General features: G+C 34.7%; 20 protein-coding genes. 5 read left to right on the plus strand and 15 right to left on the minus strand.

What is annotated here, in order from left to right; translation table 11 throughout:
• The 4 genes from rfaQ to waaC are packed head-to-tail and all read right to left on the minus strand — an operon-like array spanning nucleotide 1 to nucleotide 3,617.
• Nucleotides 1–1,062, minus strand: a complete 1,062-nt coding sequence (gene rfaQ / locus CVS84_RS04645; RefSeq protein ID WP_107691359.1) for a putative lipopolysaccharide heptosyltransferase III — start codon at nucleotides 1,060–1,062, stop codon at nucleotides 1–3.
• Complete coding sequence (locus CVS84_RS04650; RefSeq protein ID WP_107691360.1) at nucleotides 1,059–1,763, minus strand: glycosyltransferase family 2 protein; 705 nt, start codon at nucleotides 1,761–1,763, stop codon at nucleotides 1,059–1,061. Before CVS84_RS04650 ends, rfaQ begins: the two co-directional genes overlap by 4 nt.
• Nucleotides 1,757–2,650, minus strand: coding sequence for a lipid A biosynthesis lauroyl acyltransferase (locus tag CVS84_RS04655; RefSeq protein ID WP_107691361.1), 894 nt, complete (start codon nucleotides 2,648–2,650; stop codon nucleotides 1,757–1,759). Before CVS84_RS04655 ends, CVS84_RS04650 begins: the two co-directional genes overlap by 7 nt.
• A complete protein-coding gene (waaC, locus tag CVS84_RS04660) occupies nucleotides 2,643–3,617 on the minus strand; it encodes a lipopolysaccharide heptosyltransferase I (protein ID WP_107691362.1) in 975 nt (324 codons plus the stop codon). Before waaC ends, CVS84_RS04655 begins: the two co-directional genes overlap by 8 nt.
• 63 nt (nucleotides 3,618–3,680) lie before the next feature.
• On the opposite strand from waaC, the gene CVS84_RS04665 reads away from it, so the two are divergent.
• On the plus strand, nucleotides 3,681–4,718 hold the full coding sequence (locus CVS84_RS04665; RefSeq protein WP_107691363.1) for a 3'-5' exonuclease: 1,038 nt from the start codon (nucleotides 3,681–3,683) through the stop codon (nucleotides 4,716–4,718).
• Nucleotides 4,719–5,218: 500 nt separating this feature from the next.
• Here CVS84_RS04665 and CVS84_RS04675 read toward each other — a convergent pair whose 3' ends face one another.
• From CVS84_RS04675 to mraY, 11 genes are all read right to left on the minus strand, one after another.
• The gene (locus CVS84_RS04675) at nucleotides 5,219–5,713 is read right to left on the minus strand and encodes a hypothetical protein (protein WP_159070067.1); all 495 of its coding nucleotides are present in this window, start codon (nucleotides 5,711–5,713) and stop codon (nucleotides 5,219–5,221) included.
• A 66-nt stretch (nucleotides 5,714–5,779) separates the two neighbouring features.
• The gene (locus CVS84_RS04680) at nucleotides 5,780–6,181 is read right to left on the minus strand and encodes a hypothetical protein (RefSeq protein WP_107691365.1); all 402 of its coding nucleotides are present in this window, start codon (nucleotides 6,179–6,181) and stop codon (nucleotides 5,780–5,782) included.
• Nucleotides 6,182–6,379: 198 nt separating this feature from the next.
• Nucleotides 6,380–6,832 (minus strand): hypothetical protein, encoded by a 453-nt coding sequence (locus CVS84_RS04685; RefSeq protein ID WP_107691366.1) that lies wholly within the window; start codon nucleotides 6,830–6,832, stop codon nucleotides 6,380–6,382.
• A gap of 203 nt (nucleotides 6,833–7,035) precedes the next feature.
• On the minus strand, nucleotides 7,036–7,449 hold the full coding sequence (locus CVS84_RS04690; RefSeq protein WP_103624811.1) for a hypothetical protein: 414 nt from the start codon (nucleotides 7,447–7,449) through the stop codon (nucleotides 7,036–7,038).
• Nucleotides 7,450–7,451: 2 nt separating this feature from the next.
• Entirely contained in the window at nucleotides 7,452–7,928 is a 477-nt protein-coding gene (locus tag CVS84_RS04695; protein ID WP_107691367.1) for a hypothetical protein, read from the minus strand.
• Nucleotides 7,929–8,091: 163 nt separating this feature from the next.
• Nucleotides 8,092–8,721: a hypothetical protein gene (locus CVS84_RS04700; protein ID WP_234411900.1), complete on the minus strand. Its 630-nt coding sequence runs from the start codon at nucleotides 8,719–8,721 to the stop codon at nucleotides 8,092–8,094.
• A 394-nt stretch (nucleotides 8,722–9,115) separates the two neighbouring features.
• Nucleotides 9,116–9,910, minus strand: coding sequence for a hypothetical protein (locus CVS84_RS04710; protein ID WP_107691369.1), 795 nt, complete (start codon nucleotides 9,908–9,910; stop codon nucleotides 9,116–9,118).
• 21 nt (nucleotides 9,911–9,931) lie between these two features.
• The gene (locus CVS84_RS04715; protein WP_107691370.1) at nucleotides 9,932–10,390 is read right to left on the minus strand and encodes a hypothetical protein; all 459 of its coding nucleotides are present in this window, start codon (nucleotides 10,388–10,390) and stop codon (nucleotides 9,932–9,934) included.
• A complete protein-coding gene (locus CVS84_RS09620) occupies nucleotides 10,387–13,806 on the minus strand; it encodes a M23 family metallopeptidase (protein WP_234411901.1) in 3,420 nt (1,139 codons plus the stop codon). Before CVS84_RS09620 ends, CVS84_RS04715 begins: the two co-directional genes overlap by 4 nt.
• A 144-nt stretch (nucleotides 13,807–13,950) precedes the next feature.
• Nucleotides 13,951–15,168 carry a UDP-N-acetylmuramoyl-L-alanine--D-glutamate ligase gene (gene murD, locus CVS84_RS04725; RefSeq protein ID WP_107691371.1) on the minus strand — a complete coding sequence of 406 codons (1,218 nt, stop codon included), beginning with the start codon at nucleotides 15,166–15,168 and terminating at the stop codon, nucleotides 13,951–13,953.
• A gap of 8 nt (nucleotides 15,169–15,176) precedes the next feature.
• Nucleotides 15,177–16,241 (minus strand): phospho-N-acetylmuramoyl-pentapeptide-transferase, encoded by a 1,065-nt coding sequence (gene mraY / locus CVS84_RS04730; RefSeq protein WP_087579155.1) that lies wholly within the window; start codon nucleotides 16,239–16,241, stop codon nucleotides 15,177–15,179.
• Nucleotides 16,242–16,320: 79 nt separating this feature from the next.
• Here mraY and gpmI point away from each other — a divergent pair, with 79 nt between their 5' ends.
• The 4 genes from gpmI to gmk are packed head-to-tail and all read left to right on the plus strand — an operon-like array spanning nucleotide 16,321 to nucleotide 20,662.
• Nucleotides 16,321–17,784 (plus strand): 2,3-bisphosphoglycerate-independent phosphoglycerate mutase, encoded by a 1,464-nt coding sequence (gpmI, locus tag CVS84_RS04735; RefSeq protein WP_107691372.1) that lies wholly within the window; start codon nucleotides 16,321–16,323, stop codon nucleotides 17,782–17,784.
• A gap of 4 nt (nucleotides 17,785–17,788) precedes the next feature.
• Nucleotides 17,789–18,550, plus strand: coding sequence for a flagellar biosynthetic protein FliR (gene fliR / locus CVS84_RS04740; protein WP_021091844.1), 762 nt, complete (start codon nucleotides 17,789–17,791; stop codon nucleotides 18,548–18,550).
• 57 nt (nucleotides 18,551–18,607) lie between these two features.
• Complete coding sequence (locus CVS84_RS04745) at nucleotides 18,608–20,050, plus strand: Highly acidic protein (protein WP_107691373.1); 1,443 nt, start codon at nucleotides 18,608–18,610, stop codon at nucleotides 20,048–20,050.
• On the plus strand, nucleotides 20,051–20,662 hold the full coding sequence (gene gmk / locus CVS84_RS04750; protein ID WP_107691374.1) for a guanylate kinase: 612 nt from the start codon (nucleotides 20,051–20,053) through the stop codon (nucleotides 20,660–20,662).
• Nucleotides 20,663–20,665 lie beyond the last annotated feature (3 nt).

A 20,665-nucleotide genomic window follows, 5' to 3' on the forward strand; every position in this document is an offset into this window, starting at 1 on the left:
CTATCCTAAAATTTCTTTTATTTTGGCTTTTATTTTTGGCATTTCGTCGCTAAAATCCATCAAGGTCTTTTCTATGCCATGCTTTGCTATACCTTCTTTGTCGCAAGGCACAAAGTCCCAGTCTTTTTGATAGACGATGTGTTTGCCCATACTTTGGATGCCATTTTGCGCTGTGTAGCCATTTTCCATGAGTGAGTTATCCCAAGGTCCCCACTCAAAAGCATTGCTTGGACCAAAAAAAGCGATCACAGGCACGTCATTTGCCGCAGCGATGTGCATTATAGCTGTATCTACTCCGATAAAAAGGCTTGAATGCTTTGATAGGGCGATCGTTTGTTTCAAATTTAGCTTACCGCCTAAATTTATAGGCTCACTTTTGCAAATTTTTAGCACGCTTGCTAGCTTTTCTAGCTCATTTTCTTTATTGTCGCTTGTTAGCACGACCTTTACGCCAAGCTCATTTTCGCAGTAGTCGATGAGCTCTGCCATGCTCTCATCATTTGCGCATTTAAACATCCAGCGGCTTGTAAGATGCATATGTACAAAGCGTTTTGGTAAAATTAGATGCTCCACACTCTCGTCCGAAAATACACTCACCTTTTTGCTAACTGGTTCAAATCCCAAAGCCCTTAAAGCGTTTAGATTATGATCGATCGTATGTGAAAAATTTTCATAGTATTTTGCCTTGACGTTTAGAAGTTTATTTATTGATTGATTTTTGCCAAGAAAGCCTACTATTTTTTTGATCTTTGCGTATTTTGAGATGATTATACCACGATCCCCTGTGGTTGTTTGCACGGCCATATCGTATTTTTCTTTTTTGATGGCTTTTATAAATTTTATCTCGGTAATTAGTTTTTTAAAAAAGCCAGAATTTGCACTTTGTCTATCGTAAATGTGAATTTTATTTATGTAAGGATTTCCTTCTATCATCGCTTCTGTGCCTTTGTTTAGGGCAAAGTCAATGGTTGCATCTGGGTAATAATGGTGCAAATTTTCAATAAGAGGCGTAGTCAAAAGCACGTCACCGATGTTTCTAAATTTAATCACAAGTATTTTCATTTTATATATTTCCAAAATGTGTACTGAGCATAAAGTCTGGCTATAACATAGCCAGCAAAGCCCTCTTTAAAGCCACCTTTTAGCACATAAAGCTTAAAAAATGTCCAAGCTGGGCTTGTTAGAGCTTTAAATAAATTCCTTTTTGCCCCCATGCTTGAGTAGCGATTTTGCTTAGCGATAAACTGCTCGATGCTCTCATATGCGTAGTGCAAGAAGTGATTTTTAAGCGCTCCAAGCTTTTGCGAGTTGTCATTTAAAATGACCTTTTCATGCACTGCTCTGCCATCAAATTTGGCAAAATTTTTGTTAAAAAGCCTCACCGTGTAGTCTGGATAGAGCCCCATATTTTTGATCGCTTTGCCAAAGAAAAAATTTAGCCTAGCTACGTTGTAGGCCATAAATTTTGGCTCTTTTAGTGTATTTACAAGCTCATTTCTAAGCTCATTTGTGATCACCTCGTCACTATCAAGTACAAAGATCCACTCATTTTTAGCTAGATCCACGCCCTTTTGCTTTTGCGCGCCAAATCCCAGCCAAGCTTGCTCGTGAAATCTCACGTTGCTAAAGCCATCACAAATTTGCCTTGTGCTATCTTTTGAGCCGCTATCAACCACGATGACCTCATCTACAAAATTTGTACTTTCTAGTACTTCTTGTAGATATTTTTGGCTGTTGAAAGTTAAGATGACGACACTTAGCATTTATACTCATTTTCGTAAAATCTTTTAAAGCGTTTGTGAAACCAAAAGTATTCCTCAGGCCTTGCTCTAACCATCTCTTCGCACGCACTGCACTGCATTTGCGTCGCTTTTTGCACGGCATCTTCTTTGTCAAACGTACTTATGTCAATAGGCTGCTCAAAGTAAATTTCGTTTAAATTTTCATCTTTTTGGTAGATAAATGCGTTTATGATAAGGGCATTTGTCTTTTGCGCTAGCACGCTTGCTGCTGGTGTGTGAAGCACATCTTTGCCAAAAAACTGCACCTTTATGCCATCTTTTGGAGCGGTGTTTTGATCGACTAAAATCCCTACTATTCGTCTAGCTTTTAGCGCTTTTAAAATATCTTTTGCACCGCCATCTTTGTCGATGAGCTCCACGTCAAACTGCGATCTGTTTGCTCTTAAAATTTTATCCATGATGCTACTATCAAGCCTTCTACCAAGCACTGAAGATGGCCCAAAATGAGCTGCGACAGCTAAGCCAAATATCTCCCACTGCCCAAAATGCGCTGTTGTAACTATAATAGACCTGCTAGACTTTATTGCGTCAAGCAAAAAGTGCTCATTTTTAAAAACAACTTGCTCTAGTATCTTTTGTTTTGTCGTGTTTTGATTGAGGATGAAATTTATACCAAGATATTTTGCGAAGTTGTAGTAGCATTTTTTGGCGATTTCAAGCTTCTCTTCTTTAGTTTTTGACTCGCCAAACGCAAGATTTAAATTTGTCATAACGACGTGGAATCGCTTTTTATTAAGCTTCATATACGAAAAAGCTAAAAATTTAGCGAGCAAATCTCTAAGTGAGCTAGGTAGTAAAAATATAAAAAACTTTAAAGTATAAAAGCCAGCCAGATAGAGCCTATCCATTTAGTAGCCTTTTTGCAAAATTTGCAATCGTTTCTGGGAAAATCTCTCTTATGCAAAAGTCGTTTTTATCGATACTTCTGGCGTCTATTTGCTTGCCCATATCTATAACTAAATTTTTATCCGTGATGTAAGCATTTCTGTGGCTTGGACGGTTACCAAAAAGTGTGATAGAAGGCCTATTCATCGCCCAAGCAAGGTGTGTTAGGCCACTATCGTTGCCAATTACTAAATCACAGCTTGCAATGAAGCTTATCATCTCTTTTATGTTAAGTTTTTCAAGTAGCTTTGCCGAGGTGCCTGAGATGATCGCCTCAGCCCTTACTTTCTCGCTCTCACTTCCGTAGCAAAGGCAAATTTCGCATCCATCAAGTAGCCTGATCACATCTTTAAATTTGTTATAAATTTTGCTTTCTTCGCTTGCAAAGGCAGCGATCAAAACGCGTTTTTTATCACTTTCATTTTTATAAATTTCACTTGCTTCAAAGCAAGACATTTTTTCTAAAATTTCACTTGCTTCAAAGCTAAAATTTAGAGCAAAAGCTACAAGCGCCAAATTTCTAATGATTATATTTTCGTTGTAATCAATTTTAAATTTATGCCTATAAAGCCTGGCTGCGATCTTTTCTTTGACACTTTCTCTGCTAAATCCATAAGTTTGCTTGCCTATTATTTTTGCGACGATAGCTGATTTAAAAAGTCCTTGCAGATCGATCACTTTGTCAAATTTACCAAGCGTTTTTAGTATCTTGTAGCTTTGTTTAAAGCTTTGTTTAAGCGGTAAAACGACTAGCTCGTCGATAAGTGGATGGTCTTTTAAAAGGCTTGCAAAACGGGCATCAACTAGCCACGTGATATGGGCATTTGGGTGGTGCTTTTTGATAAACTGAAGCACAATAGCTGCGTGCACGATATCCCCAAGAGCGGAGAGTTTGACGATGGCTATTTTTAGTTGATTTTTGTTTTGCATTGATCACTTTAGATATAAATTTTTGGTATGATTTTAAAAAAAAATGCTTAAAAAAGGGCTAAAATGGCAAAAAGTTACATCTGTGTCTTTGACTGCGAGACGATACCTGATGCAAATTTGATAAGAAAAATTTATGGCATTAATGGGAGCGATGAAGATGTGAGCGTGCAAGCGATGGCGCTGCAAAAAGAGGCCAGTGGGAGTGAGTTTTTGCCTGTGATGTTTCATAGAGTAGTCGCCATCTCTGCTGTTATGGCTGATGAGTACGGCAAATTTTTAAAAGTTAGCACGATGGAGGGCAAGGATGAGCGCGAGATCATCGCTAAATTTTTAAAATTTATAAATGATTATAACCCAAGGCTTGTTAGCTTTAATGGAAGGGGTTTTGACCTGCCGATGTTAATGGTGCGTGCGATGCGCTACAATCTAAATGCGGTGGCATATTATGAGAGCGAAAATAAAGAGCTAAATAAAAACAAATGGGAAAACTATAGGGCAAGGTATTCGCCTAAATTTCACCTTGATCTGCTTGATTTTATAAGCGATTTTGGAAGTGTGAGAGGGCTAAAACTAGATACTCTTTGCGCTAGCTTAAATTTACCTGGAAAATACGACGTGCACGGCGATCAGGTGCTTGAGCTTTACTACGCAGGCGAGCTTGATAAGATCAACGAATACTGCGAAAGTGACGTACTAAACACCTACTGGCTCTTTTTAAAATTTGAGCTTTTACAGGCGAATATCTTACAAGATGACTATATAAATCACCTAAACATGATGAGTGAATTTCTAGCCAAAAACTGCGCTCACAGAGGATACACTGAGATCTTTTGCGCTGCGATAAGCGACGAGCTAGCTAGACTTAATGGCAAGCTTGATTACGAGATCAAGGTTCAAAAAGAGAGTGAGGATTACGAGGAATTTAATGATTTTAGTGATCTTGACGGCACAAAAGATACACCAGAGCAGCTAAAGGAGCGTTTGGTAAGACAAGGGCTTGATGGGCTTTTAAAAAAAGCTAGCGAGGTTACGTCAGCTGCCAAAAAAGATAAGAGTTTTGCCGAAGAGAAACTACCTGAAATAAATTTAGACGAAGAGTAGAAATTCTACGCTTTTAGGCCGTAAAATATCTTTTTGCTACTCTATGGAATTAATATCCTGATCCGCAGAATATCACGGGTACTCAAAGCCAAATTCATACTCTTTTAAAACTCCATTAGAAAAGATGAATTTCTCGTAGTAGAGTGGTATATCAAATTCTTGTAAGAGTTTGCTTTCATTTTGCTCAGTGATGTAGGTGACGATAGAAATGGCGTTTTCTTCTTGTAGATCGTTTGGTTTTTAAAATTTGGTCTTATTTGTCGCCAAGTTTTATGCCAGAATTTGTAGTGAAATCTTTTATTATATTTACTTTTGCAAAATATTTTTGATGCTAATTGGATCATCTATGACTGTTAAGTTACCTTTATCTCACTATCTTCTATTTATTTGAATTTTCCGGTCGATATTCTAGTGGCTTTGCTAAGTATTAAGAGCTCAAAAACACATAAAATTATCCTATAAATATATTTACTTTTTAATATATTACTCAAATTACCTAGTTACTGCTTATTTTTCATAAAATTTTTTCTCATGTCATTAAGAATTTTTGGAGTGATTTGATTTATATAAAGTTTATTCTTTTTACCATGATCTGTATAGTAGTTTTCTATCTTATTAATTTTTTCATCGTTTGTAGTTTCATCTATATATCCAAATTTCCAAATGTACTCATATAAATAAAATTCTGAGGCTAAATTTTTAAAAAGTATATAAAAATCTACTATATTTCCGTCTCTGTCTTGGGTTCCGCCTTTAAACTCAATTATATTGCCACTAGCCGTAACACTCCACATAGACATATCGTCATAACAGAAACTCCATTTTTTTATCTTGTCTTTGTAAATAATGGCGCACTCTTTTATATCTATTGCCCGACCTAGATTGTCGTCATTATAATCACGTAAAATTTTTACAGAATAGCTATTACTGCCTATTTTAAAATAATAGTTGGATGTGTCTTTGTGTTTAAAATTTGGTATTTCGTCTTTTCCCATACCATTGCAAGCCAGCAATAATATTAATAAAAATGCACTATTTAAAAATTTGAAAAAATTCATATTCTATGATCCATCGGTACTATATCCATCAGGGTTTTTTATTAGGAATTTTTTAACAGCATCCGCGTCATATCCTTCACAATCATCGTCACACTGAAAGTCTATGATTTTTGCTAGAGGTGAAATAATGATCGAATTTTCTTTTTTGTTTAACTCATAGCAGTTGGTTGAGTTGCTCTTTGTGCCATTTAAAGAGTAGCTATTGATAACACAAAGATTTTTCTTTTGATTTATATCCGTAAAAAACACTGACTTTATTTCATCAAATATATCTATAATATCAGGTTCTACTAAGGTTTTATCTGTGTTTAAGAGCACCATTTGTGTTTTGTTGTTTTGTGTTTTTAAAAACGTAAGTACAGCTAAAACACCATCTAGTTTTACTATGACTGGTTTATGTGGCATTGTATTATTGCTATCTATTTTGCATTGCTCATAGTCATCTTTTGTCTATTGGCTTTGAAGCTTTTTAGAGATAAACATGCAGTTTATTTCGGCTATATTGGCATTTTTTTGAGGCTCAAAAGCGTTTAAATTTATGACTATTAGAAAGCTTAATAATAGTATGTTTTTAAATTTCATTTATATCCTTATATACATTTATTAATCAGGTAAATATCTTGATGTAAATTTATAAACATCTACGCTACCATTCCTTTCTTCATATAGCCATAGCTCACAGATATTTTCAGGATTAGTGTCAAAGAACTGAACCAAAAGAGTGTCTTTGTTTATCCATTTAAAATCAAAGTCATAAGAATAGTTATTTGCATCATAAGTCTTGTATCTTATATTTTTCATACATTCTATGTCTTTTATAGGAGGTTCATAAATAAGAACATTTAAAATTGGCTCTTTGTACATATTTAATATTGTATCTCCACGGTAAGTGACCATACTTTCAACCCAAATTTTCTTTGCAAGCTTTTTACAGTCTTTATTTAAAAATTTCTTAGGTATCGTCTTTTTCTCCAAACTATCGTAATAGTCATCTGTTGCAAATGATAAATTTACAGCTAAAAGTAAAGCTAAGATTATTTTAAAGATTATCCTCATAATATTTCCCCAAAAGTATTTTTATATCCCTCTTTTAATATCTCAATAGGATCTGCTAAGTCTTTACGCCTTTTAAATTTATTGTTTGGATCATTGGTGACGGTTAAAACATCACAATAGCTATTAAAAATTTTTCATTTTCATAGTAATATCCTATTTCTTCGGCTTTAAAAAAAGTAATTACAAAATCACGCACGCTAGCCCTATTTATCAAATTTTAAATATTTACTATCGCAATCTTTAAAATGATTATACTCGTTTATAGAGTTTCCGTAGTTTTGTATGACTATGCTATCATTTTCATACATCCCGTCAATCTTTTTAAATTTTATATAAAATCCACCTTCGCCATTGCTTTTTATGCTTGATATATAGCCTTGTGATTTTGTCTGATTATTATCAACTATCTTGTAAAAATACTTTGTCTTATTAGTATTTTTCGTTATTTCTATTGAAATATTACAAGGCTCATTCTTGTAAAACCCAGTTAAATTTATGTCTTTTGTGTAGGCATTGTGTGTCATAAACACTAGCACCATAAAATAAAAAACAACTATCTTGTTTGTCATATCTACCCACTCTTTTTTAACCGCATTATATCTATTTAACAAAGGCAAAACTATATCTTTTTGATCTTTCCATTCTCAAATTTATATTTTCTTTCATCTGATAGTTTTCCACTGCTTTTAAAATTTGGATCGCCATTGTTGGTTAGTGCATTTTTGTGTGGTTTGTCTATTATCAAGATGCCTTCATTAGTGACTTCGAAAAATGGCACACTCGCGCACCAATCTATCTCGCCTTGAAATTTTATCTTGTCGTCATCTTTCTTTTCAAAAATTCTCAAAGGCCCGTGTCCATTGCAAGCAGCATAGTTTTGTATGTCTTGAAATATCCACACTTCACTTCGATTCAATTTGGTATAAAATATTAAATTTGGTTCAAGCTCATGCTCACACTCTCTGCTATAAATCTTTTCATCGTTTATACTTATGGAGCATTTGTTGTCCTTGCTGTACGTTTCTATACTTAAGTTTTGGGCATTAGAAAATATAGCTAAAAGTAGCAATAAGTATAAAAATCTAGTTTTTATCATCATTTTTTCTATTCTCAGGCAAAATCAAATGACCATTTTTGTCTATTAAGGAGTATTGGATTAATAAAACATAGCTTGCATCCCAGTAGTGGTTATGCCCAAAACCCTCAATATCGTAGTCCTTATATTTTTCTTCAAAATTTTCATAAAGCTTTAAATTTTTTTATTTTTGTTTTGCGCTTATGCCTTCAAATTTTAGGTCTGATATAGAGATAGTATCTTCAAAAACCTCTTTAAATTTCTCATAGTCTTCGCCGTAAATTCTTCTAAATAGCTCTTTATCGTCCTTATAAAGCATTAAAGTTAGCTTTGCTGCAAAGTCTCTATATTTTTCACTTATACAACCTATACTTTCAGATACAAATAAAGCCTTGCTCTCTACAAAGCTATAGCCATACTCTTTTTTTAAGTATTTAATGCACTCCTTTTGGGTTTTGGCTATCCTCTCTCTAGCTATCTTTTGAGCCTTTTCTTTTAAATTTGGATTTTCTTTTACTATTAGATTATAAAGATCGCTAAAATAGTTATCTCTAAAAGAATTATAGTCTGACTGGCATATAAAGTCTTCTAAAGAGTATTTTTTAAATTTATATTTGCCCTTGGCATCATAGCAAGCAAAGCTTGGTAAAATAGTATGGCTGCCATAGTCCATTATGGGATCAAGTGGATAGTCGTTTATCTGCGAAAAGTCAGAGGCAAATTTTATCATAGCTTCGTCTGGGCTTAAAGGCTCGTAAGCATATAAATTTAAGCCTATCGTCAAGCTAGCTAATAATATAGTTTTAAATTTCATCCTATTTCCTAGCTGAAGTATCTTAAATGCTTTATCTATCTTTTTCTATTATGCGGTAAATTATATGCAATATAACAATGAATACAATTAAGGCTAAATTTATTAATGTTAGTACTGATATAAATGGTAAAAAAAGAAAGTCTCCAGTATCTGGATCCCAAAAAGTAGGATCTAAAAGATCTTTTGAGGTATTGTATAAAAAGCTACCACATCCGACCCAAACGTTTAGCGTGACAAATAAAACTAGCTTAAAAAAGAGCGTATCAAATTTTTGAGAGATCTTTTTAAATAGTGTACTAAGAAAAAGAAAGAGTAAGAATATGCCTATTTCAAAGAAAATTATGATTAAGATAAAATTTAAACTCATTAAAATTACTTGTAGAAAATTTATGCACTACTCCTCTTTTCTATTCTCTGGTAAAACTAAATGACCATTTTTGTCTATAAGGGAGTATTGGACTAATACTATATAAATTAGATCATGGATTTTGTAATTACCATAATTGCCAGTATAGTCATCATATTTTCTTAAAAACTCAGCATAAGGATTTTTGTCTGTATTTTTAATACCATTTAGCTCTACTTCTGAGTAAAGTATCGGCACATACTTTAAAGTATCTTCAAATACCTCTTTAAATTTCTCATAGTCTTCGCCGTAAATTCTTTTAAAAAGCTCTTTATCGTCCTCGTAAAGCATAAGTGCTAGTTTAGCTGTAGAGCTTCTATAGTGTGATTTTATGCAGTGAATAGTATTTGACATAACATCAGTATCGTTGCAATTTACCTCAAATTTTTTATAACTACGTGCTATGCACTTTTTCTTACTGTTTTTTATTCTATCCCTATTTATCTTTTCAGCTTGAACCTTTAAATTTGGTTTTTTTTTTACGATTAGATTATAAAGATCAGCAAAGTAGTTATCTCTAAAAGAGTTATAGTCTGACTGGCATATTAAATCTTCTAAAGAGTACTTTTTAAATTTATACTTGCCACTATTGTCATAGCATTTAAAGCTAGGAGTAATTGAATTGCCATTATTATAGTTTTCACCACATGATATAAGAATATTAACCTGTAAAAATCCTCCATAAGATGCTTTATTGGTAGACTCGCTCGGCATCATAGGTTCAAAAGCATATAAATTTAAGCTCATTAGAAAGCTTAATAATAGTATGTTTTTAAATTTCATTTATATCCTTATATAAATTTATTAATCAGGTAAATATCTTGATGTAAATTTATAAACATCTACGCTACCATTCCTTTCTTCATATAGCCATAGTTCACAACTATTTTCAGGGCTTGTATCAAATAGTTGAACCAAAAGAGTATTTTTATTTATCCATTTAAAATCAAAATCATAAGAATATTTTTTTGTATCATAGGCTATATATCTTATGTTCTTCATACGCTCTATATCTTTTAACTCTGGCTTAGGCGGGAAAAATATCATTAAGATCGGTTCTTTCCACATATTAGTTATTGTGTCTGATACGTATGTATATTTGCTTTCACAAAATATTTTTTTTACTAATTTACGACAATCTTTATTTAAAAGCTTTTTAGGTACCGCCTTTTTCTCCCAACTATTATCATAGTCATCTGTTGCAAATGAGGTACTTATTGCTAAAAATAAAATTAAGACTATTTTAAAAAATGCAGTTTTCATAGTGTTTCTCCAAACGTGTTTTTATATCCCTCTTTTAGTATCTCTAAAGGATCTGCTAGGTCTTTACGCCTTTTAAATTTATTATTTGGATCATTTGTGACGGTTAAAGGATCATCTTTGTTGGCCCCATTTGTAAAATACTCAAAGTGAAGCATGGTGACTATCTCGTTTTTAATTATTCCTGGATGCTTTCCATTATTGATCATAAATCCTGCATATCCTATAATCTGACTTTTTCTTACCTTATCGCCTGCTTTTACTTTTACTCTTGAAGGATCGACCTCTCCATATCTTATTATAAAGCTACCAAATTCTACTGTGTCGTATTGTATCGTTATGTGATTGGTTTTATAGTAAAACCTATCGGTACTCAATACTTCACCATCAGCTATAGATACTATCTCTACATTTGATGTAAATGCTTTTTCGTTATCACTAGTTTTGGATACTCTATCCGTATATAGATCTCTTGCAGCATGCTTTCTACCACCAAGTCTATCCCAATTAAATATAGCCTGACTCTGACCACTGTCTCCTAACATAAGTGTCCAGTCATATTCCATATCTTTATCATTTAAAGGCTTGATTTTTAGTGGGAAAACTATCTCATTTCCTATCTCTATCTTGACTAAGGCTTCCTCATCTCCATCTTTCCACATACCCTTATCTGCTCTTGTTATACTCTTTGACTCATTAAAAGAGCTTATGAAGCTATCCATATTATCTTTGCTTAGTAGGTTGATGCCATACTTGGTATCTTGGTTTATCTTTGTTTGACCTGTTTGGTTTGTATTGCTTTGGTTTTGATAGTTTGCGGAATTTGCTTCATCTATGTAAATTTGATAGCTCTTATTTGTCTTCTCATCACTTTTTAGCTCTTTGCTTAGCTTATCATCTTCATAGATACTTATCTCATTTGATGAGATATCTTTACTTATATATAAGTAATTATCATTTTTTATCAAAGCATCGTCTTTATTATCACTAAGCTTTAATTTAGCATCAAATGCCTTCTCTTTTATAGCATGCTCAAACTCATATATAACTAGCTTATCATCTTTAAATTTAATATATAGAGGTATCTTTATATCTATCCTTATATGATTTTTGCCATATCTTGTAAAAAACTTAAATTTATCCTTATCACCTTCAAGATATGCAAAAAATACTATAGTATGACCACCTTGTTTTAGCTTATCTAGATCATCTTTTTGTATAACATCTGAAATTTTAAATGTTATCTCTTTGCCTTTTTGATCTTTTAGAGCTACTACATCTTTTGGATTTGATTTGGATAGCTCATCATACTCTTTACTTTTTATGACCTTATATCCCCAAAGTATCTCTTTATATCTCTTACTACCTTTTTCTTGTTTATATATAGCCTTTAAGCATATTGGCTCATTTGTCTTAAATGGATACTCACTATCAGAGATTACATTTGTTATATGATCTGTTATATCTCTTAACGAGACCTTATTGCTATAGCAAAAGTTAGAGTTACTCTTATCTTGATATCCTAAAGATATTACAGCTGTATCAGTGTGAGCATGAATATCTTTAGTGCTATAAACTTTACTTAGATCACTTGAATAAAGTATAAATTTAGTATCTCCTTTATTCTCTTTATCTATTGGGATATTAAATGTAGCTGTATATGAGTTCTTGATATCTGAGTCTTCATTTTTTACTAAAGATATACTCTCATATATACTTTTATCAAAGCAGTGATGAAGATATATCTTATCTATATCTTCACTTGCCTTACCATCTTCGTTTTCAATGATGAGATTATTTATTGTAAGAGTAAGACCTGAACTTGATGCTGATGTAGGCACTATATTGTTGCCATGAGCTAGACGAAGCTTTATATCAAACATAGCTGAATCTTTATCATCTCTTAAGGTAAAGCTATTCTCTTTGGCGAAATTTAATAAGAAGAAATTTAGGTGTTTGTTGTTAGACGTTTGGTCTTTAAAGTACTTCATGCTTATAACGCCATCTTCTAGCTTATACTCTATATCATCGCTATTTTGCTTTATGCTAGTAAAGGTAGCACCATTTATCTTATCTTCTTCATTTTTGTTTTCTTGATAGAGTATTACCGTATCTTTACTCTTTGCATTTTTAAATTTTATCTCTTCATTTTTACTATCTTCATAAGAGTCAAATTTAAAGTCAGTAAGTATTAGCTCACATAAATTTACCTTGCCGTAGTTTGGCCTACTAGAATTTAGCTCCTTTGGATTTAGCTCACTGCAATCAAATGGAGTCTGACTAGCTAGAACAACGGTAAATTCGCTCTTTTTAGGTTGAAAGACTCTAATAGGAGTTGTCATCTTTCTTGGACATAGCAAGAGTATATTTTCTTGTTTGTAAAATTCCTCCTCTCTTTGCCTTAAGAGCTTATTTATTCTTGAAGTGTTTGAAGCATTTGAGCTGATTAAATTTACGCAGTATATGTTTTCAAGGCTAAAGGTCTTTGTACTTTGAGTGCTTAATAAAGAATTTATCTTTGTAACAAATGGCTGAAATAAAGCCTCACATTTTGATGCATCTGATGCATTTAAATTTGACTCATTTTCTTGAAGCTTCATAAATTCTAAATGAGTGACGTTTTGGACGATCTCTTTATTGTTTTGGTTTTTTGATTTATATTTTGCTTTGGATATATTTAAATGACTAAAAACATCTATGCACTCGACAAAATTAACATTTTGCTCATCGCTTTCATAAAGCCCAAACTGAGTTGAAATTTTTTCTCGCAAAAGAGATGTTTTATTGCTTGCCTCATCACTAAAGCTCTCATATGCTAGCCAAAACCAGGCCTTAAAACGATTTTTGCTTTTGATGTAGCTTGCTAGGGACGGATCAATATTACTTTTCTTGTTGATATAAAGAAGTGCTAAAAGTGCGACATGCTCTCTTGAAATTTGGCTGTTTTGTGTATCTGAAGTAAGTGAAACGGCTTGTAAATTTTCTAGTGGAGAGTTGTTTAATTTTTGATTTATCTCTTGGATTAGCGGTGCAAGCTTTTGCTCCAAGATAGCATTTAGCTGATCTTCTGAATTAAATTCAAACTCAGGCAAAGTATCGGCACTTCCAGACTTTGCATAAGCCCCTTTTGCGGCATCATTTATCTTTTTAAAAAGCTCATCTGTATCTATCTTTTCTATGGTAGCCGTACTCGTGGTGTTAGTGATAGTTCGCTTGACATCTTTTATGACTTTGTCTTTGTTGTTTTTATAAATTTGAGCACAAATAAGTTCTATATCATCTTTTAAGCTAAAGCCATATCCAATAAGTAGTTTGTTGTTAGATATAAATGGCCTACTTATGTCATTGTCATATGAAAATTTTATAATATCTATTAAATTTCTTTTAAAATTTACATCATTTCTGGGCGTTAGAGGCATTAAACTTCCTTGGAAATTTTTGCTAAATATTAGCACAAACTTAAAAAGTATTCAACAATAAAACTTTATAGTAAAAATTTATGTCAAAAACATAAATTTGCATGTTTTTATTTTTAACAAGGCTACTTAAAAGGGTTTGTAAATTTAAAGCGCCTTTATAAACTCTTTAAATTTATCGCCTCGCTCGGCATAGCTCTTAAACTGATCAAGGCTCGCAGCTGCCGGGCTTAGAAGCGCTATCTCGTTGGTCTTTAGCTCTTTATTTATCTCATTTACAGCATTTTGTAAAAAATCGCATTTTAAAGCCGGTATGCCAAATTTAGTCGCTAATTTCATGAGTTTGTCACTATTTGAGCCAATGGCGTAAATTTTTACTCTTAAACTCTTTAAGCCTTCAAAAAGTGGCGTCATATCAACACCCTTATCATCGCCACCAAGTATTAGATGTATGAAATGATCTTTGTAGCGTTTAACAGCCTGTATGCTCGCGTCTATGTTAGTCGCTTTTGTGTCATTGACCCAGATTCTGCCATTTTTGTCGCTAAATTCTTCAAGCTTGTTTGCCTCGATGACGAAGGTATTTAAAAGCTCTACGTCGCAGCGGTCAAATAAAATTTTTTCCACCGCTAGTGCTAGCAGTGCATCAAGCAAAAATGGCGTTTTAAAATTTATATCATCTACGCTTACACCACAAAATTTAGCCAGATCACTCTCATCTTTGTAGGCGATCACTTTTGCCTTTGTTGGTGTGCTGGCGTAAATTTCTGGCACTATCGCCACGCTACTTTCGCTCATGCTAGCAAGTGGCTTTAGCTTAGCCTTTTCGTATTCGCTCATGTCTCCATGCCAGCTTAGATGATCTGGAGTGATCGGTAAAAGCACGTAGATGCCAGGTGTAGCGCGGTTTGTGTAGTACAGGGTAAATGAGCTAGTCTCAAGTATCCAAATTTTAGCGTTTGAGTCTAAATTTGCTAGCGCAATGCCGACGTTACCGCCCATGACTGAGCCCTTGCTCTCTAGTAGGTGCTGTGTCATCTTGGTTGTCGTAGTCTTGCCGTTTGTGCCGCTTATCCAGATATTAAATGGCAGATTTTCTTTATAAATTTCATAAAAATAGTCATACTCGCTTACCAAATTTCTAGCTTTTTTAATAAGCTCATGATAAGGCGGAATGCCTGGGCTTGGTATCTCTAGGTTGCTTTTTGCTGGATCAAATTCGCTAACTGGCAAAAGAGCGTTGCCAAACTCATCTTTTGAAATTTCACTAAATTTATCATCATAGATATCCCAAAATCCATCTTTTATGAAATTTTTAGCGATCGCCTTTATCGTGCTACCGTAGCCAAATAGCGATTTTCTCATGACTTTCCTTATCTGATCTTTAGCGCAGTTAGTGCGATTAGGTTTGCTAAAAGTGCGATGATCCAAAAGCGAACGATGATCTTATTTTCCGCCCAGCCTTTTATCTCAAAATGGTGATGTATAGGTGCCATGAGAAAAATTCTGCGTTTGAAAATTTTAAAGCTGCCCACTTGTAAGATAACGCTTAGGGTCTCAACGACAAATATGAGGCCGATGATGATGAGCAAAATTTCATTTTTGGTTGCAACGCCCATAAAGCCGATATATGCGCCAACGCTTAGGCTGCCGCTATCGCCCATAAAGACTTCGGCTGGATGGCAGTTAAACCATAAAAAGCCCATTAATGAGCCAATTAGAGCTGAAGAGACAACAACACTTTCGCCAACGCCTATGATCTTTGGTAAGAGCAAATATGAGCTAAAGACAGCATGGCCGCAGATATAAGCAAAAACGCCAAGTGTCAGAAGCGAAAATATAGATGGCACAGTAGCTAGCCCGTCAAGCCCGTCTGTTAAATTTACTGAATTTGAAGCAGCGACTATGACCAGTGTCCAAAAGAAAATGGCAAAAATTTTCATGTCAAAGATCGGTTGCTTATAAAATGGTAGGTAAAATTCAGTGTTTAACTCTTTGCTAAAGTACAAAAATGATGCGATCAAAAAGGCGATGAGAAATTGAAAAAATAGTTTTGCTTTTGGGCTTAGGCCGGCGTGATTTTTTGCTCCTAAAATTTTGCTGTAATCGTCCTTGTAGCCAAGCAGCGTAAAGCAAACTAGGCAAAAGAGAGATGTTAAGACAAATGCGTTATCAAGCCTTGCGCAAATTACCGTGGAAAGTACGGCTGTGAAGACAAAGACAAGTCCGCCCATAGTCGGCGTTTTGGCCTTTTTTTGGTGAGTTTGTGGGGCAAGCTCGTAGATAGGCTGGGCGGCATTTTTCGCCTTTGCCCAAGTGATAAATTTGGGCATCAAATAAGTTGTGAGTGCAAAAGCGATAAAAAAAGCAATACCAGCACGGACGGTGATGTATTGAAAGATATTAAAATTTAAAATTTCATAGATATAGTAAAACATGAGAGCCTTTATTTTTAAAAAAAGCAATTTTAGTATAATGGCCTTAAAAATTATCTAAAATTAAGGATAAATTTTCAAAATGAGTCAAAAAACTATTTTAATAATAACTGATGGTATTGGATTTAATAAAAGCGGTAAATTTAACGCATTTGAGGCGGCTAAAAAGCCAAATTACGAGAAATTTTTTAAAGAAATTCCAAACTCGCTCATAAAAACCTCTGGAAACGCTGTGGGACTACCTGAAGGGCAGATGGGAAACAGCGAAGTAGGGCATATGTGCATAGGAAGCGGACGAGTTTTGTATCAAAATTTGGTCAAAATTTCACGCAGCTTCGCTGATGGCTCGATAGCAGAAAATGAAGCCCTAAAAGCTCTTTTTAAAAAGTGCAAAAAAATTCACGTCATAGGGCTTTATAGCGACGGCGGCGTGCACTCTCACATGGAACATTTTGATGGTATGTGTGAGCTTGCCAGCAAAAATGGTTGCGAAGTTTTTGTTCACGCTATCACCGACGGACGCGACGTTAGCCCAAATAGTGGCATAAATTTCATAAAAAGCTTAGAGGCTAAATTTAAGGTAGCGACCATTTGTGGCAGATTTTACGCGATGGATAGAGATAAGCGCTGGGAGCGCGTAAAAGAGGCCTATGATAGCTTGGTAAATGGGGCAAATTTAAGCAGCTTATCGCCTAGTGAGTATCTACAAAAAAGCTACGATGAGGGCGTGACAGATGAGTTTGTAAAGCCAGCTAGTTTTAATGGCTTTAAAGGCATAGGCGAAGATGACGGCGTGATCGTAATAAATTTTAGAAATGATAGAGCTAGAGAAATTTGCCAGGCTCTAGGCGAGGAGAAATTTAGCGAGTTTGAGCGACCTTTTGCTATCAAAAATCTAATCACCATGACCGAATACGACGCAAATTTTAAATTTGAAGTGCTCTTTAAAAATGAAAAGATAAAAAACACCTTAAGCGAGGTCATAGCAGCGGCTGGATTAAGGCAGCTTCACACGGCTGAGACTGAAAAATATGCCCATGTAACATTTTTCTTTAACGGCGGTATCGAGGAGTTAGCCAGCAATGAAACAAGGGTGCTCATCCCTAGCCCAAAGGTAAAAACCTACGACGAGAAGCCAGAGATGAGCGCAGCAGAAGTTTGCAAAGCCGTGCTAAAAGGTATGGATGACGAGCAAGACTTCATCGTGGTAAATTTCGCAAATGGCGATATGATAGGACACACTGGCAACTATGAGGCCGCTATAAAGGCGGTAGAGGCAGTAGATACGGCTCTTGGAGAAATTTGCACTAAGGCAAAAGAGAAAAACTATGCGATGATCATCACGAGCGATCACGGAAACTGCGAAGAGATGCGTGATAGCAGCGGTGAGCTACTGACAAACCACACGACTTATGATGTCTTTTGTTTTGTGATGGCTGATGGCGTAAAAAAAGTAAAAAACGGCGGTCTAAACAATATCGCTCCTAGTGTTTTAAAGATCATGGGGCTTGAAATTCCAGCTGAGATGGACGAGGCGTTAATATAAAATAATGGAACTAGTCGAGTTTTTTGGAGCGGATAAAGTCATAACCTTTATGCTCCTTTTTGCACGTCTTAGTGGGCTTATCGTATTTTTTCCATTCTTTTCTCACAATCAAATCCCGCTTAGTGTAAAAACTTTACTAGTTTTTGCTCTTTGTATTGTACTTTTCCCGCTCTCACACACCCATGAGCATGCTATAAATTTTTTGATCATGGAAATTTTAAGTGAGGCTATGCTTGGACTTTGTGCTGGGCTTTTGCTAAATATCGTTTTTGCTATACTTCAAATGGCTGGCGAGCAGATCTCGATGATTATGGGTTTTTCGATGGCTTCAGTGCTTGATCCACAAACTGGTACAAATTCGCCAGTAATCGCAAATATTCTAAATTTCATCGCACTTCTTGCATTTTTGATGCTTGATGGACACCATTTAATATTACAGTTTTATTCCACTTCACTTTCAGCTATACCGCTTGGAGATTTTTATCCAAGAAGTGGTGTGATGAGCTACGCCCTAAAGCTTTTTGGCAATCTTTTTATGTTTGGATTTGTTCTGGCTTTTCCTATTATCGCACTTTCTATACTTTCAGATGCTATTTTTGGCATGCTTATGAAAACTATGCCACAATTTAACCTATTAGTCGTTGGTTATCCTATTAAGGTAAGTATCGGCTTTTCGGTTTTGATAGCTATTTTAGCTGGCATTATAAAAATCATAACTGATATGATGGTGCAGATTTTAAACGATATGCCAGCACTATTTTTTTAAGTAAATAGCAATGAAATTTATCATAGAATACAGCCTCAAGCTCTTCAAGGAGGGATCATGAAAGTTGCACTTGTAAACAAAAACCCCGCAGTTTCTCGCCTTATAACGTTAAGTTTAAATAAGCTAGGCATAGAATATAGCGAATTTGACGATGTTAATAGTGTTGGAGATCAATTTGATTATATTATCATCGATAGTGATATGGATAGCAGCGATGTTAATTTAAATCAAAAGATAATGTATCTAGCACCTAGAGGCGGTGAAAAGCCAGATTTTGCTGATGTTATGCTTGAAAAGCCCTTTTTACCAACAGAATTTATTAGTTTATTTGAACAAAACAAAAATACTGACAATGATAAAGAACTTGAGCTTGGACTAGATGAGTCTGCAAATTTTAATGACTTTGACGAAAGCAATAAAAACTTTGATGATTTAGAAAATTTTGAGCTTCCAGAAATTGATATGGGACTTGAAAATTTAGCAAAAGAAGATGATAAGGCAGATAAATTTGATAATGAGGCTTTAGATGATGAGTTTTTAAAAGAGGAGCTAAGTGAGCTAGAGACCGAGGATTTAAAGGATAAAGATATCAGTTTTGATGAAACAGACACTGAACTCATAGATGATGATATGATAAATGACATAGCTAGCAAATATATGGCTGATTCAGAAGATCTGGATAAATCCTTAGAGCAAAATAATGAGCCGCCTGTGATAAAAGAAGAGCATAGCAATGACTTTGATGAGCTTAGTTCGCTTGTGGATGAGATAGATGATATGGGTGAGAGCGACTTGGCTGATGAAGAGGCTAAAAACGAGCTTGATAAAATGGTCGAGCAAAATTCTCAAAATTTAGAAACTGCCGAGCTTAATGAAGATTTTGTAGATGATATAAGTCAAAGTAAAAAAGAGCTCAGCGAGATCGAGTCTTTGGATAAAGAGCTAAACGAAGAATCTAGCGAAGATAGCGAAAATTTTGATGAGCTAGAGACTGATTTTGGCAATGATGAAAATTTTGAGCCTGAAAGCAGCGAGGCAAATTTGATAGATGAAGCTAGCCAAAATTTAGAGGAAGATATAGATGAAGAATCTACCAAAGAAGCAGAGAAGATTTCTTTAGACGAAGATATAGACCTTGAAAAAGAGCCAACTAAAGAAGATCATGAAGAAATTTCTGAAGAAGTCCTTGCTCAAGAAGATCTAGGTATGGTAGATGAGGTGTTTGAGGAAGAAAATTTTAAAGAAGAGACGTTGGGTAGCCCAAATTTTGATGTAGCGTCTATTGAAGAAATAGATGAAAATACGATGCAAGCAGCATTTGGATTAAATAATGCACCACAAACTAGCTCATGCGATGAAACAAAAATCGATGCTGACTATAAAGAAGAGCTAACCAAAAAGATCACAAAACATGTCCATGAGTCGTTAAATGAAAGCTCGCTAAGAGATGTGCTAAAAGATATGAATATAAAGATAAATATAAGTTTTGAGGAAAAGTAGTTGCAAGGACAAATTTTAGTAATTTCTGGGCCTAGCGGAAGTGGAAAAAGTACGCTTTTGGGTCGTCTTTTAAAGGAAGAGAAGGATCTTTATTTTTCTATTTCAAGCACGACAAGGGCAAAAAGAGAAGGCGAAGTCGATGGAGTGGATTACTATTTTATAAAAGAAGATGAGTTTAAAAGCGGCATAGAAAAGGGTGAATTTTTAGAATGGGCGCAGGTACATAAAAACTATTATGGCACGAGTCTAAAGCCTGTTTTGGCAGCACTTGAGGCTGGCAAGATAGTTATATTTGACATTGACGTGCAAGGCTTTCACATCGCACTTGAGAAATTTAAAAGCTATATAACTTCAGTTTTTATCACGACTGCAAATAAAAAAGAGCTTAAAAAACGCTTGAAAAACCGCGGAACAGATAGCGACGAGACGATAGAAAATCGCCTAATGAACGCAGTTGGTGAGATGGAGCACATCTTAGAATATGATTATTTTTTGGTAAATGATGACATTGAAAAGAGTTATAAAGGCCTAAAATCAATTCTTAGAGCGATGAGGCTAAAAAGTACGAAAATAGACTTAAGGCGCGTTATTGATGAGTGGATAGATTGCTAGAAA

This window comes from Campylobacter concisus (assembly GCF_003048575.1).
Lineage (GTDB): Bacteria > Campylobacterota > Campylobacteria > Campylobacterales > Campylobacteraceae > Campylobacter_A > Campylobacter_A concisus_U.